Annotated in this window: 15 protein-coding genes, 5 tRNA genes and 2 other annotated features; of the genes, 1 reads left to right on the top strand and 19 read right to left on the bottom strand. The window is 31.7% G+C overall.

Annotated features, from left to right (window positions below; translation table 11 throughout):
- Positions 1-65: 65 nt before the first annotated feature.
- The 13 genes from Ctaglu_RS18260 to ytxC form a co-directional block, all read right to left on the bottom strand.
- Positions 66-788 (bottom strand): amino acid ABC transporter ATP-binding protein, encoded by a 723-nt coding sequence (locus tag Ctaglu_RS18260; RefSeq protein ID WP_125004352.1) that lies wholly within the window; start codon positions 786-788, stop codon positions 66-68.
- Positions 781-1,431, bottom strand: coding sequence for an amino acid ABC transporter permease (locus Ctaglu_RS18255; protein ID WP_125004350.1), 651 nt, complete (start codon positions 1,429-1,431; stop codon positions 781-783). Before Ctaglu_RS18255 ends, Ctaglu_RS18260 begins: the two co-directional genes overlap by 8 nt.
- A gap of 33 nt (positions 1,432-1,464) precedes the next feature.
- On the bottom strand, positions 1,465-2,283 hold the full coding sequence (locus tag Ctaglu_RS18250) for a transporter substrate-binding domain-containing protein (RefSeq protein WP_125004348.1): 819 nt from the start codon (positions 2,281-2,283) through the stop codon (positions 1,465-1,467).
- Positions 2,284-2,537: 254 nt separating this feature from the next.
- A complete protein-coding gene (locus Ctaglu_RS18245) occupies positions 2,538-3,137 on the bottom strand; it encodes a cell division protein ZapA (RefSeq protein ID WP_125004346.1) in 600 nt (199 codons plus the stop codon).
- 157 nt (positions 3,138-3,294) lie between these two features.
- A complete protein-coding gene (pheT, locus tag Ctaglu_RS18240) occupies positions 3,295-5,673 on the bottom strand; it encodes a phenylalanine--tRNA ligase subunit beta (protein WP_125004344.1) in 2,379 nt (792 codons plus the stop codon).
- Between the two features lie 89 nt (positions 5,674-5,762).
- Entirely contained in the window at positions 5,763-6,782 is a 1,020-nt protein-coding gene (pheS, locus tag Ctaglu_RS18235) for a phenylalanine--tRNA ligase subunit alpha (RefSeq protein WP_125004342.1), read from the bottom strand.
- A gap of 75 nt (positions 6,783-6,857) precedes the next feature.
- Positions 6,858-7,073 (bottom strand) — a binding site (T-box leader).
- A gap of 50 nt (positions 7,074-7,123) precedes the next feature.
- A complete protein-coding gene (locus Ctaglu_RS18230) occupies positions 7,124-7,924 on the bottom strand; it encodes a TrmH family RNA methyltransferase (protein ID WP_125004340.1) in 801 nt (266 codons plus the stop codon).
- A gap of 12 nt (positions 7,925-7,936) precedes the next feature.
- Positions 7,937-8,596 (bottom strand): potassium channel family protein, encoded by a 660-nt coding sequence (locus Ctaglu_RS18225; RefSeq protein ID WP_125004338.1) that lies wholly within the window; start codon positions 8,594-8,596, stop codon positions 7,937-7,939.
- Between the two features lie 11 nt (positions 8,597-8,607).
- On the bottom strand, positions 8,608-9,972 hold the full coding sequence (locus tag Ctaglu_RS18220; RefSeq protein ID WP_233439860.1) for a TrkH family potassium uptake protein: 1,365 nt from the start codon (positions 9,970-9,972) through the stop codon (positions 8,608-8,610).
- Positions 9,973-10,120: 148 nt separating this feature from the next.
- Positions 10,121-10,480: a 50S ribosomal protein L20 gene (gene rplT / locus Ctaglu_RS18215; protein ID WP_125004336.1), complete on the bottom strand. Its 360-nt coding sequence runs from the start codon at positions 10,478-10,480 to the stop codon at positions 10,121-10,123.
- Positions 10,481-10,507: 27 nt separating this feature from the next.
- On the bottom strand, positions 10,508-10,705 hold the full coding sequence (gene rpmI, locus Ctaglu_RS18210; RefSeq protein WP_125004334.1) for a 50S ribosomal protein L35: 198 nt from the start codon (positions 10,703-10,705) through the stop codon (positions 10,508-10,510).
- A 20-nt stretch (positions 10,706-10,725) separates the two neighbouring features.
- Positions 10,726-11,253, bottom strand: coding sequence for a translation initiation factor IF-3 (infC, locus tag Ctaglu_RS18205; RefSeq protein WP_125004332.1), 528 nt, complete (start codon positions 11,251-11,253; stop codon positions 10,726-10,728).
- Positions 11,254-11,287: 34 nt separating this feature from the next.
- Positions 11,288-11,398: a sequence feature (ribosomal protein L20 leader region), on the bottom strand.
- Positions 11,399-11,544: 146 nt separating this feature from the next.
- Positions 11,545-12,447, bottom strand: a complete 903-nt coding sequence (gene ytxC, locus Ctaglu_RS18200) for a putative sporulation protein YtxC (RefSeq protein WP_125004330.1) — start codon at positions 12,445-12,447, stop codon at positions 11,545-11,547.
- Positions 12,448-12,603: 156 nt separating this feature from the next.
- Here ytxC and Ctaglu_RS18195 point away from each other — a divergent pair, with 156 nt between their 5' ends.
- Positions 12,604-13,299 (top strand): DUF6873 family GME fold protein, encoded by a 696-nt coding sequence (locus tag Ctaglu_RS18195; protein ID WP_125004328.1) that lies wholly within the window; start codon positions 12,604-12,606, stop codon positions 13,297-13,299.
- A gap of 90 nt (positions 13,300-13,389) precedes the next feature.
- On the opposite strand, the gene Ctaglu_RS18190 is transcribed toward Ctaglu_RS18195, so the two are convergent.
- From Ctaglu_RS18190 to hslO, 6 genes are all read right to left on the bottom strand, one after another.
- A tRNA-Cys gene (locus tag Ctaglu_RS18190) sits at positions 13,390-13,464 on the bottom strand.
- Between the two features lie 18 nt (positions 13,465-13,482).
- Positions 13,483-13,557: transfer RNA gene (locus Ctaglu_RS18185), tRNA-Gly, on the bottom strand.
- Between the two features lie 5 nt (positions 13,558-13,562).
- A tRNA-Phe gene (locus tag Ctaglu_RS18180) sits at positions 13,563-13,638 on the bottom strand.
- A gap of 23 nt (positions 13,639-13,661) precedes the next feature.
- Positions 13,662-13,738, bottom strand: a tRNA-Asp gene (locus tag Ctaglu_RS18175).
- A 5-nt stretch (positions 13,739-13,743) separates the two neighbouring features.
- Positions 13,744-13,819, bottom strand: a tRNA-Val gene (locus tag Ctaglu_RS18170).
- 377 nt (positions 13,820-14,196) lie between these two features.
- Entirely contained in the window at positions 14,197-15,078 is an 882-nt protein-coding gene (hslO, locus tag Ctaglu_RS18165) for an Hsp33 family molecular chaperone HslO (RefSeq protein WP_125004326.1), read from the bottom strand.
- Positions 15,079-15,230: the final 152 nt, after the last annotated feature.

The following is a 15,230-nucleotide window of genomic DNA, read 5'->3' as shown; positions in this document are numbered from 1 at the left end:
TTATATAATAAAAATAAAAAAAAGAGAACTATCTCTAGTCCCCTTTAATATATAAATCTTTAAAACTATAAAATTTTTGCTAAAAACTCTTTTGTACGCTGATTTGTGGGATTATTAAAAACTTCCTCAGGAGTTCCATCTTCAACAATATATCCATTGTCCATAAATAGCACCCTACTTCCCACTTCTTTCGCAAATCCCATTTCATGAGTTACAACTACCATAGTCATACCCTCCACAGCGAGACTCTTCATAACCTCAAGCACTTCTCCTACCATTTCAGGATCTAGAGAAGATGTTGGCTCATCAAATAGCATTACATCTGGCTTCATAGCAAGAGCTCTAACAATTGCTATTCTTTGTTTTTGCCCTCCTGATAATTGAGCTGGGTAACTACTTGCCTTATCTTCCAGTCCAACTTTTTCAAGCAGTTCAAAAGCTAATTTTTCTGCACTTTGTTTTGAAAGTTTTTTAACCTTAATAGGTGAAAAAGCTATGTTATCTAGTATTGTCATATGGGGAAAAAGGTTAAATCCTTGAAAAACCATACCCATCTTCTGCCTTTGGATATCAATATTATTATGTTTACTTATTATCGAAACCTCTTGAAAATATATTTCACCAGAAGTTGGCTGTTCAAGTAAATTCAAGCATCTTAAAAAAGTGCTTTTACCTGAACCGCTTGGACCAATAACTACCACAACTTCTCCTTTTTTAACATGAATATCAATACCCTTAAGCACTTGCAATTTTCCAAAATCTTTCTTTAAGTTACAAACTTTAATCACTGATTTTCAACCTCGCTTCCACACGCTTCATGAATTTAGAAAGTGTAAATGTCATAACAAAATATATAAAAGCTGAAATTAGCAATGGCTCAAAAGGCTTAAATATATTTCCTCTTACGGTATCTGCATTATAAGATAACTCATGAATTCCTATTATGGAAACTATAGAAGATTCCTTAATAATTACTATAAATTCATTTCCTAGCACTGGTATTATAGTCTTAACAGCTTGCGGAATTATAATATTTATCATAGCCATGTTATAAGACATGCCCAGTGACCTAGCCGCTTCCATTTGTCCCTTATCAATAGAATTTATTCCTCCACGAATAATTTCTGCTACATAAGCAGAACTATTTATAGAAAGAGCAATAATACCCGCTACCATATCTGGTAATTCTACACCAACATAAGGCAAGCCATAAAAAATAATATATAACTGCACTAAAACTGGTGTTCCGCGAATAATCTCAATATATGTGGATGCGATCATGTTTAAAATCACACTTTTAGATATTTTCATTAGCGCAAAAATAGTCCCACCAATAACTCCGAGTAACACAGAAAAAAATGCAATTATCAACGTAAATTTAGCACCATTTATAAAAAACATGTAGTATTCACTTAAAAATGAAAAATCCATATAATCCTCTTCTCCTATAATTCATATAATTTTTTAGTATTCTGCACCTTTATTAGCATCTTCAACTAATTTATCAATGGTTTTATCCTTAATTAATTTAGTAATAGTAGTATTTATTGAACCTACTAAGTCTTCATTACCTTTTTTTACTGCCACTGCTGAGCCCTCTTCTTTTGTTTTAAGCTGTACTTTTGACAATGTTAGAGATGAATTTTGATTCACGTATGCTTTTGCAACAGGAAGCTCAACAATCACAGCATCTACTTTTTTAGTATTTAAAGACAGTATAAGGTCTGATACTTTCCCAAGTGGTTTTATCTCTGAGGTTGAAAGTTGCTCCTTTGCTAATTGTTCTTGCACTGCACCCTTTTGAACTCCTATTTTTTTATTTTTTAAATCTTCTAATGATTTAATCCTGCCTTCGTCTTCAGTTCTTATAACAACACATTGAATTGCTGTATAATAGATTTTAGAAAAATTCACATTCTTTTTTCTATCTTCTGTAGGCGTCATACCTGCCGCAACAAAATCTATGTTTCCTGTTTCTAAGGCAGCAAGCAGGCCATCAAACTTCATATCCTTTATTTCAAGCTTTACTCCTAAATCCTTTGCTACTTCTTTTGCTATTTCTATATCAAAACCCACAATTGTATCCTTGCCCTGGATTGATTTATGAAATTCATAGGGTGGATAATCTGCACTTGTACCAATTACTATTTTACCTTTTTCTTTAATGCTATCTATCTTCGAAACTGCAACTGATTGTTTTCCTTGTGAGCACGCAGATAAACTAAAGGCTATTAAAATTGTTACTATCATACTAATTATTTTTTTACTATTAATATTCTTCATATGTTATTCCCCCTTGTATATATATTACCTCTATAAGAATACATTATATTGCATAAATATGCAATATCTTTTTTAAACATTTATATATTATCTGCATCGTAAAGCACCCTACTCCTTTGAATTGTAAATATTTTATGAGTTTACACACAGTTTTTATAAGTTTTTTATTTGTTTATATCTTGTATATTCGTGTATATTACCGCATAAAAAAATCGCCTTTCGGCGATAATTTAATTGTATTATATGAAATTAATTTACTCTTTGTCCCTAGTTAAAAGCGGATTACTAATTTTTCTTTGTTTAGCTAAATTAATTTGGTATTCTATCAATTTGTTTTGCAAATCAATTATTTTGTACTTAGAAGATTGGAGCTTAAATCTCATGTCCTTATTTTCTACTTTTATCTTTCTATTTTCTTCAATACAAACTTTCGTAGACTCTTTCATTACTTGTAATTCTTGCGCAATCCTTATATTTTCTTGCTCTAAGGTTTTTACATACTCACCATTTTCTATATTTTTAAATTTATTGTACAATTCTTGATTATATGCTTCCATATGATTTAATTGTTTTTTAAAATCTTCTAATTGTGCAATAGATTCTTTATCATGTTTTTCTAAAGATTCGTTTTTATTTGAAAGTTCCTTGCAAAGTGAATGACTTTTAAACATATCATCGCCTAAATTTAAAGCAGTTAAAATTGCTGCTGAGGAAGTGCTAAGCTTTTCATTGTTACCCATTATGCTCTTTATTTTCTTATCCACATAGCTAGCTACCATATGTAAATATTCTTCTCTTTCGTCACCTTTTAAATTATATTCATTGCCGTTTATTTTTATTGTTACAACGTTCATCTAAAACACCCTCTTAGACAGATTAGTTATATTCATTGTACCACAATATATCCTTTAATAAAACCAATATTTTCAAATTAATTCACAGAATATTTCTTCAATATCCCAACCAATGATAAAACCCCCTTATTTCTAAGAGGGTCTTAATCTAAGATTATTATCTAAGCTGCGCACCTAATTTATGTTCTAGAGTTCTTAATATTTTTTCGTGCACCTTGTTTACTTCTTCATCTGTTAAAGTCTTATCAACACGTCTATATATTATAGCATAAGCTATACTTTTTTTACCTTCAGCTATTTGCTTGCCCTTATACACATCAAATAACTTAGTACTTTCCAAAATATTTCCACCTTGCTTTACAATTATATCTTCAATGTCTTGAACTAGAACTTCCTCATCAACTATAAGTGCAATATCTCTTGTTACAGCAGGAAATTTTGGTAGTGCATTATATTTCTTATTTAAGTCAGCATATTTATATAGTATATCTAAGTTTAATTCTGCTATATAGCACCTTTGTTCCACTTCGTAGTTCTCTGAAACACTAGGATGGATTTCTCCAACTACGCCTACAAGTTCTCTCTTTATATATAAATTTGAAGTTTTTCCAGGGTGATAAGTTGGATTCTCACTTTCTCTTTTAAATGAGATATTTTTTAATCCCAAACTGTCTATTACATTTTCCACTACACCTTTTAAATCTAAATAATCAACATTCCCATACATTCCTATAGTTAATATGTTTCTTTCTTCCGGAAGCTTATCTGAATCCTCATTTGGTATATACACTTTTCCTATTTCAAACAATCTAGCTTCTTCATTATTTCTCGAGTAATTACGACCTAAACATTCCATCATAGATGCTATGGTTGTAGTTCTCATTATACTATAATCTTCTCCTAGAGGATTTTTTATAGTAACCACGTTTCTAATTTTACTATCTTCTGGCACTAAAATTTTATTGAAAATTTTAGGACTTACAAAAGAATAGCTTATAGATTGATTAAGCGCACTAGAAGTTAAAGAAAGCACTACTTTATCTTCTAATTTTTGCTTTTCACTTTTTCCACTTTTCGAAGTGGCACAATTAGGTAACGTAGATGGTATATTGTCATAACCATATATTCTAGCTATTTCTTCAGCGATGTCTTCTCTGATATTAATATCAGCTCTATTTGTAGGCACTTTTATAATTAAATAATCACCTTTTATTTCTGTAGCTAGTTCTAATCTATCCAAATATGTTTTCATATCACGCCTCGATATATCAGTTCCTAAAAAACTATTAATCCAAGTTGCATCCACTTCTAAAGTATGAGGTTTTAGAATTTTCGGATATACATCTATACACCCTTCCATTATTTCACCCGCACCTAATTCTTGTATTAAATTACAAGCCCTATCCATAGCCATTTGGACCATATTAGGATCTAAATCTTTTTCAAATTTTGAAGATGCATCAGTTCTTAGTGATAATTTTTTAGAAGCAAATCTAATATTTACCCCATCAAAGTTCGCACTCTCTAATATTATGCTTGTGCTATCTCCTTTAATTTCGGAATTTAAACCTCCCATTATACCCGCAAGACCTATAGTTCTATCTCCATCTTTTATATTTAAAATACTTTCATCTAATTCTCTTTCTACTTCGTCCAAGGTAATAAATTTTTCGTTAGAATTAGCTCTTTCAATTACTATATTATTAGTAGTAATTTGCCTAGCATCAAAAGCATGCATAGGTTGACCAAGCTCTACCATAACAAAATTTGTAATATCCACTATGTTATTTATCGGTCTAATTTCAGCTTCTAAAAGTCTTTCTTGCATCCATTGTGGAGAAGGCTCTATTTTAACATTTTTTATACCTTTTAACATGTACCTTCTGCAAAGTTCATCTTTAATATTAACCTTATAAATATCTTCCACATTCTCAGCTGCGGTAGCTTTATAATCAAGGGCTGGCTTTCTATATTCTATACCTAAAGTCGCAGCTGTTTCTCTAGCTATGCCTAGAACACTTAAGCAATCTGGTCTATTTGAAGTTATTTCAAAGTCTATTAATACACTTTGAAGCTTTAAAACTTCTTTTATATCTTTTCCAATAGGAGTATCCCCTGGAAGTATCATTAACCCATGAACAGGTTCATCCCCAGCAATTCCTAGTTCTTCCTCAGAACAGAACATACCATTTGAAACTATACCACGAAGCTTACCTTTTTTTATTTTTAATCCTCCATGCAAACTTGATCCATGAAGCGCTACCGGTACAATATCTTGCTCTTTCATATTAGTAGCCGCCGTAACAATTTGTGTTGGAAGGTCTAATCCTATATTTACTTGACATATAACTAATGCGTCAGCATCTGGATGTTTTACTATTTCTATTATTTTACCTGTAACAACATTTTCGATTTCAGCACCTGATATAATAAGCTCTTCTACTTTTGAACCAGACATAGTTAGTTTATCGGAAAGTTCCTTTGCTGAAATATTTATATCAACATAATCTTTAAGCCATTTAACTGGTACTTTCATTTTATATCCTCCTACCATTCTATTTTAGTAAACACTTGTCAATAGTTTAGCTTCTTGTATTCTTATAACTAGTAATTATAACTTTATACTTAGAATTGTTTTAAAAATCTCATATCACTTTCATAAAGTGCTCTAATATCATCTATTCCATATTTTAACATTGTAATTCTATCAAGACCAAATCCGAAAGCAAATCCACTATAAACTTCTGGATCAATTCCACAATTTCTTAAAACGTCTGGATGAACCATTCCGCAACCTAAAAGTTCTATCCAGCCACTACCACTACAAACCTTGCAGCCTTTACCATTACACACAAAACAAGTAGCATCCATCTCAGCTGAAGGTTCTGTAAACGGAAAATGATGTGGTCTAAACTTCATTTCCATCTTATCGCCAAACATCTTTTTGGTAAATAGCTCTAATGTTCCTTTTAAATCCGCAAAAGTAATACCCTTATCTACTACCAATCCTTCAATTTGATAAAATATCGGTGAATGAGTAGCATCTACTGCGTCTGATCTATAAACCTTACCAGGTGAAATCATTTTTATAGGTGGTTTCTGAGCTTCCATAGTCCTTATTTGTACTGGCGAGGTTTGAGTTCTTAAAACTATACTATCATTTATATAAAAGGTATCTTGCTCACCTCTTGCCGGATGATTTTTAGGTATGTTTAAAGCCTCGAAATTATAATAATCTCGCTCTACTTCGGGACCTTCTTCAATAGCGAATCCCATAGATAAAAATATATCATTAACTTTTTCAAGCGTTAAATCTAATGGATGTCTTTTCCCTACTACTTGTTTTTTTCCTGGCAATGATATATCTATAATTTCACTTTTTAGCTTTGTTTCCACTTCATGTTTTTTAAATAAATCTGAGGTTTTAGTTATAAGTATTTCTATGTCTTCTCGAACTTCATTTGCTATTTTACCAACAATTGGTCTTTCTTCATTTGATAGCTTTCCCATGCCCCTTAATATTTGTGTTAATTCACCTTTTTTACCTAAATATTTAACTCTAATATTTTCTAAATCTGCTTTAATATTTGTTTCTTTTAGTTCTTGCATTGCTGCTGCTTTTATGGCTTCTAATTTTTCCTTCATAATCAACACTCCTTTCCTATTTATGTAATTTTTACATTTAATAATTTTTTATAAAACAAAAAAAACCGTCCACAATGAAGGGACGGAAAATCCGCGGTACCACCCTAATTGACTTAAATAAAAGTCCTCTTAGATAAAGTTATCGATTCTACCCGCTAAGCAGCTACTTTATTTCGCTGTTAGAACTCTAGAGTGAACTTCGATATAAGAATTTCCTGTAGAAGCTCTCAGTCTAAGGCTTCTTATCCCTGTAAGTATTCTTATATTTACTTTCTCCGTCATAGTTTGTTATTATTTAAAAGTATACAAAATATTATAACCACAATTACAAAAAAATTCAACTATAAATTCAAAAATCCTATGTTATTTTTTTGCCTTACCACTTCATACATCATAATTGATGCAGCCACTGCTACATTTAAAGATTCTGCACCACCTGGCATAGGAATTTTAATTTTCAAATCACATAGGTCATAAACTTCGGTGCTTATTCCATTGCCTTCATTTCCAACCGATATAATAACTTTTTCTTTTAAATCTACCTCATAAAAATTTTTATCAGTGTCGAGGGAACTAGCAACGAGTTTAAATCCACTATTCCTAAGTTTTTGCACCAATGATAAATCATTATCATAAAGAACAGGTATTTTAAAAATAGAACCCATGGTTGCTCTTAAAGTTTTCTCATTATAAATATCTACAGTACCCTTTGTAATTATAACCCCTAATGCTCCTGCCGCATGAGCTGTTCTAATTATAGTTCCCATATTACCAGGATCTTGAATTTTATCAGCTAGAATATAGAACCCATGGTGATATTTAATTTCTACAGGCTTATTTCGAACAACAGCCATAATACCTTGTGGATTCTCCGTATCGCAAATACTTTTAAACAAACTGTCGCTAATGCTATAAACTTTAGTATTACTTTGTAGCTTGTTTTTCAAAGAAGAGTCTTCATATTTTAGCTCTCCTCTTGAACTTATAAAAATATTTACCACTTCGAAATCGGAATCTATTGCTTCCTCTGCAAATCTAAAACCCTCAACTAAAAACATATTACTGCTTATTCTATATTTTTTTTCTTTTAACTTTTTAATATCTTTAATCAATAAATTATCTTTACTTTGAATATTTTCCAAACTCAATACCCCTTATTTAACTAGACTTTCTAATTTATTTAATTCTTCAATACTACCTATCGCCACAATAATATCACCTTGTTCAATTACAGTATCCGGCAACGGAGAAACATCAATGTCATTATTTCTTTTTATAGCCATTACATTTATACCGTATCGAGCTCTTATATTCAATTCTCTTACAGTCTTATTATGCCACTCTTCCGGACTAACAACTTCTGCTATACTATAATCAGGAGATAATTCTATGTAGTCTAATATATTTGATGAGACTAAATTATGAGCAACGCGTACACCCATATCTCGTTCTGGAAAAACTACTCTATTTGCACCTATTTTATATAATACTTTAGCATGCAGTGCATTAGTTGCTTTTGTAACTACATATTTTACGCCTAGTTCCTTAACTAAGAGTGTTGCTAAAATACTAGATTGAATATTAGTACCTATACTAATAACTGCACAATCAAAATTACGAATACCAAGAGCTCTTAAGCTATTTTCATCATTTGCATCAACTTGAACTGCATGAGTCACTTTATCTGAAATATTCTGAACTACATCTTCATCAAAATCAACTGCTAATACATCATTCCCTAGTGAATATAAGGTCTCAGCAACGGATGTTCCAAATCTTCCAAGTCCTATAACAATAAACTGTCTTTTACTCATTAACCCCACCCCTATCCAATTAAAATTTTCCCCTCTGGATATTTTATAGTTCCAGATTTAGAATTTTTAGTTTTAGCTAATGCCAATATTATAGTAAGCAGTCCCACTCTCCCTGCATACATGGTAAGACTTATTACTATCTTACCTACAAATGTTAATTTTGTAGTTAACCCTAGGGTTAACCCAACTGTAGCAAATGCTGAAGTAGCCTCATATAAAAAGTATTCAAAAGGAATATCCTGCTGCTCAGTAATAGATAATATCATGGTAACTGTTATAACAAGCAGTAAGGAAAGAATAGTTATTACAACGGCTTTATATACAATATCCTTGCTTATGCGTTTTTTAGATATTTCAGTATCATCACGACCGCGAACAACAGACACTACCGTCATAAAAAGCAAAACCGCAGTGGTTGTTTTTATTCCACCAGCTGTTGAACCAGGAGATCCACCAATAAACATTAAAATTATTGTTAAAAACTTGCCTGCCATAGTCATTTTGTCTAAGGGAATAGAATTAAACCCAGCCGTTCTTGGAGAAACTGATGCAAAAATAGAAGATAAAAATTTGCCTTTAAAAGACATTCCTTGCATAGTGTAAGGATTATTCATCTCAAAAATATACATAAGTATTGCCCCTCCAACAATTAACACTAGGGTGGTATAAATAACTACTTTAGAATGTAAGGACAACTTTTTAAGCCCCTTGGAATTATAGACTTCTGCCCAAACATAAAATCCTAAACCACCTATTACAATTAGTGCTGAAATTGTCAATATTATTACAGAATTATTTGCATAAGCAGTAACACTACTAAAGTTCCCCATAAGGTCAAACCCAGCATTACAAAAAGCAGAAACCGCATGGAATATGCTATAATAAATTCCTTTGGCTAATCCAAATTGAGGAATAAATTGTGTTGAGAATAATACTGCACCTACTGCCTCAACAGAAAATGTAAATATCAATATATATTTAGCCATTTTAACTAACCCTTGTAGTGAATTAGCATTCATAGCTTCCTGCATTATTAATCTTCCCTTTAATGTTATCCGTTTACCTAAAATCAAAAAAACTAGTGTGGTAATAGACATGAATCCCAGTCCACCAATTTCTATAAGTAACATTATCACTGTTTTTCCAAAATATGTCCAGTATGTTCCTGTATCTAAAGTTACTAGTCCTGTAACACAGACAGCAGAAGTAGATGTAAATATACAATCTATAAAGGGCGTAATTTTACCACTCTGAGAAGCTATAGGTAGACTAAGCAATATTGCACCTACGAATATTACTATAGCAAAACCTAATGCAAGTATCTGAACAGGAGTATATATGTATTTCCTTTTAACAGCCTTAATACTTGATTCCAAATTAATCACCTCTAAATTTTGCCATTAATGTAATATTACTATTATAGCACTTAACATATTTTATTGCTAATTATATTATTTATAATATTTTTGTGAATAATGCAATAAAAAATGTAGCCTTAAAGGCTACATTTATAATAAATAGTTTTTAAGCTTGTAATTGTTTTTTTGCAACTTCTACTAATTCAGCAAAAGCTTTTGGATCATTTATAGCTATTTCAGAAAGCATTTTTCTGTTAATTTCTATGCCTGCAAGTTTCATTCCATTCATAAATCTTGAATATGAAAGGTCACTAAGTCTTGAAGCGGCATTGATTCTAGCAATCCAAAGTTTTCTAAAATCTCTTTTCTTTAATCTTCTTCCAATATAAGCATTTCTTAATGCTCTTATTACTGATTCATTAGCTGTTTTAAACAACTTGCTTTTTCCACCATAGTATCCTTTTGCAAGTTTTAATACTTTTTTATGGTTTTTACGAGCGTTAACTGCCCTCTTTATTCTTGCCATTTAATATTCCTCCTAATCACCATTCACTTATAAGTATGGTAACAATTTTCTCATTGCTTTCAGTTGAGTTGTTGAAACAAACGCAGTTTTTCTAAGGTTTCTTTTTGTCTTTGAGCTTTTGTGTGTTAACAGATGACTTTTAAAAGCTTTCGCTCTTTTTAACTTTCCTGTACCTGTCTTCTTAAATCTTTTTGCTGCGCCTCTATGTGTCTTCATTTTAGGCATAATAAAATTCCTCCTCTCGGTTATGCTCTTTTAGGAGCTAAAATCATTATCATATTTCGTCCTTCTTGCCTAGCTGCTTTCTCAACAATATAAACATCACCGATTTTTTCTACAAAAGAGCTTAGTATCTTGTATCCCACTTTTGTATTTTCAATTTGTCTTCCTTTGAATCTAATGGTTATTTTCACCTTATCTTCATCCAACAAAAATCTTTTAGCATTGCTAGCCTTGATTGCAATATCATGGTCTTCTATTGTTGCATTTAGTCGTATTTCCTTAAGATTTACAACTTTTTGCTTCTTCTTGGCTTCTTTTTCTTTTTTCTGTTGTTCGTAGATAAACTTACCAAAGTCCATTATTCTACATACTGGTGGCTTTGCAGTAGGGGACATCATAACTAAATCCATGTCTTTTTCCTCTGCTTGCTTTAAGGCATCTTTAGTATTCAAAATACCTAATGCAGAACCATCAGCGCCTATAACTCTTATTTCTATGTGTCTTATTTCCTCATTCATCATGAAATCTTTGTTTTTACTAATAATTTTCACCTCCTAGGTGTATTAAGAAAATTTTATAATATTAAAATAATAAAAAGGACAGCAAATGCCGTCCTTAATAGTAACAAGTTTAAATTACTAATTAACCTAACTAGCATTACTGTTAGGTGAGAAACGGCTGTTTCTTCTTGTTAAATACAATTCTATTATATTAAAATATTTTTTTATATTTCCATTCACAACAATTAAAACTATACTATTTAAATCTCTGTTTGTCAATATTTTTTTGTTTTTATTTTAAATATAGACATTTTCGGCTTGTTGTTTTTTGAGATATCATAATTACCGTAGTTTTATACTATTTTTTATCTTTTCACATGCAGTGCACTCTTCACAATAATAGACCTTATCCACAAAGACTTTACTTATAGTTTGTAATAGTTCTTTATTTTTACAATTATGGGCACAGTGTATAATTATCTTTTTAGGAGCACTAGTTATCATTGTACTAATTATAAGTTCTTCTGTATTTTCCTTTGAATCAAATTTAACTTTTGGTAGTTCCATTAGCATATCTCCTGCTAAATCATTTCCTTGTTCATCCCTTAAGTAATATTCTCCATTTTTTTCGATTAAAATATTAATCTCATCTACCTTGCTTTCTTGAATATCAACAAAATATTTAAGTAGCTTTATAAACTCATTATATTCTTTTTCTACCATATATTCTTCTACAACTTTATCAACCATACACTCTAAATCAGTTTTCAAGGCTTTTGTCCTAAAAGTTAAAAATCCACTTATATTAATTTCCTTATTTTCTTCTATACATTTAGTTATTTTATCCATAATACTATTTTTTCTATTCATACAATATACCGCATTAGGACCTGCTATTGATCCTTCATTGAGCAATGCCTCTTGTATTCTAGGCTTAACCTGTTTCAGTTCATCATATCCAAGAAAAAAATAAGTTTCAGTTAGAAAATCATTGATTTCCTTTTTACAAAATTCCCTTATTACTATTTTATATAACATATTAGCAATATTTAAATTAAACATTTTTATACTACTATCACTTAAGTTATCATCCCCACAAAAAAATTTTATAAAGTGAGTGTCTTCTATTATACACTCTGCTATACCTAAAATCATCTTTTTATGTTCAAAGCACTTTTTAATGTCTTTGATTTCACCAATAATGCATTCCATACTGCTATTATATACAACAGTTAATAAAAGCATTTCGCACGCTCCCTTCTCATAAGATAGTATGTGTGTAAAATTAATGGATATGCAAAATACATTAAACAATAATCGACATATTGCAATTTACAATAGCTTTATGTTATAACGTAAACTATACAAATAAAAAAATATATATGAAATAAGAGGATGAAAATGAAAAATCTTATTGTTGATTTTAGAATTCATAATGAAGAGAAAGAAAATTTAATTTCTCTGGGATATAACTTACTTATTTGCCCTCCCAGCAATCTTTTATATGAGGCTATATGTGGTCACCCGGATATGCTTATGCATATTTGGGGCCATAGTATTATGGTTCATAAAGATATTAGCAATGAATTTATACAGGAGTTAGATTTGCTAAATTACAAAGTTTATAAATCAAATTCAACCCTGCAAAGTTTATACCCTTATGATATATGCCTCAATGCATTGTGCATTGGAAATCTTTTTGTTCATTCTGTTAATTATACAGATAGTAGTCTTTTATCATTTTTTAAAGACAAAAAAATAATAAACGTAAAGCAAGGTTATACAAAGTGTTCTACTTGCATAGTAAATAATCACGCAGTCATCACTAGTGATGTTTCTATTGCCAAAGCCTTAAGTCTTGAAAAAATAGATGTTTTATTAGTGCCTCCTGGAGATATTCTCCTTCCAGGCCTTAACTACGGTTTTATCGGTGGCGCAACTGGCCTTCTTTGCGATAACGTTTTAGCTTTTTATGGTCACTTAGATAACTATTTGTATGGAAAAGAAGTATTAAAATTTTTGAATAAACACAAGGTAGAACCTGTGTTTTTAAGAAATGGGAAACTAATTGATAGAGGGAGTATTTTTAGAATCTGAAAAAAAGATGCTCTTTAGCATTTCACCATAGTCGCTTCCGTGCCATGGTTTAAACGCCAAAAAAACACCATATAATTATGGTGTTTTTCATGGAGGCGCCACCCGGATTTGAACCGGGGAATAAAGGTTTTGCAGACCTTGACCTTACCGCTTGGCTATAGCGCCATTAATTGAATTTAAAATTGGAGCGGAAGACGAGATTCGAACTCGCGACGTTCACCTTGGCAAGGTGACGCTCTACCACTGAGCCACTCCCGCAACATTGGTGGCTAGACCAGGAATCGAACCAGGGACACGAGGATTTTCAGTCCTCTGCTCTACCGACTGAGCTATCCAGCCTTAATATTTTTCCAATTTTAAAATGGCGACCCAGAACGGACTCGAACCGTCGACCTCCGCCGTGACAGGGCGGCACTCTAACCAACTGAGCCACTGGGCCATATATGGTGGGAACAACAGGGTTCGAACCTGTGACCCTCTGCTTGTAAGGCAGATGCTCTCCCAGCTGAGCTATGCTCCCATATATTTTCATCAACTATTTTATTGTACATCACTTCTTGGCACTTGTCAACAACTTTATGCATTAATTGTTTTGCACTCTTTTGTTTGTTTGCTAAGGACTAAGTACATTTATATATTATAAGATTTTCTTAAACTTGTCAACAATAACTATCATGGATATTCATATATATTTCACTTATACTCCACAATTGTCAATTTTACTCTATTTATCTGCGTTTTTCAATATATGGCAACTTAGGGGTTTAAAAATAAATAATAAGCCAAGTATACTATCCTTAATTTAGTCATATAAAAAAGTTGCGAAGCAATCTTCTCGAATGATCATTGATCATTCGTTGCTTCACAACTTTCTCCTTTTAAAAAGTATATCTTAACCTATGAATTAGCGTTTTCAAGCAATTTCCCAATATCTTCATGATTAAATTCATAATTCTTATTACAAAAATGACATTTAATTTCCTCTGTTTTACCGTCATCATATAATTCTTCTAGGTCCTTTCTACCTATACTTATTAATGCCCTCTCCACTCTTTCTCTACAACAATCGCATTTATATGTTGGCAGAATCTCTTCATGTATTTTAAGTTCCATATCTTCAAATATAAATTCTAAAATTTCTTCAATAGTCATACCTTTTTCTATAAATTCCGTTATTGATGGAATTTCTTCAAGCCTATATGTTATTATATCAGCCAAAAATTCATCTGCACCAGGCATCATTTGGATTATAAACCCTCCTGAGGCTTTAATACTCATATCCGTATCCACTAATACTCCAAGGCCCACAGCTGAAGGTGTCTGCTCGGAAACAGTAAAGTAATAAGCTAGATCATCTCCAATTTCCCCTGTGGAAATTGGTACTTGCCCTATATACGGCTCCCTTAGCCCCATATCTCTTATAACTCTTAAATAACCATCTACACCAATGACGCCACTTACATCAAGTTTTCCCTTGCTATTCGCAGGTAAATCTACATTTGGATTTCCTATATATCCTTTTACACTTGAATCTGCATGAGCAGTTACTACAACACTTCTAGCTTTTCCTCCACCATCTATTTGCAGTGTTAAACTATCACTCTGCGACTTTAGCATAGTACCCATAAGCGTCCCAGCTGTTAGCATCCTACCTAATGCTGCGGCTGCAGTAGGCGCACATTTATGCATGTTTACTCCCTCATTTACTAAATCCGTAGTTATGGCTGCAATTATTCTAACCTGTCCACCCTTTGCAGTAGCTCTAACTAATTTATCCATATACTAATTCCCCCTTATATCCTTTGAGCGTTCACGGAAACTCCTTAGTTCCTGTGATTACTCATTTTTAGTATCATTAATTTTTGTTGATTCCCCCACTTTTTTCGCATAAAACACTTGACAAGTTTGTAGAATTTTGCGGTCCTCCTATT

This window comes from Clostridium tagluense (genome assembly GCF_003865095.1).
Classification (GTDB): Bacteria; Bacillota; Clostridia; order Clostridiales; family Clostridiaceae; genus Clostridium_AD; species Clostridium_AD tagluense.
The sequence above is the reverse complement of the archived record's forward strand: the minus strand, read 5'-3'. Positions and strand labels throughout refer to the sequence as shown.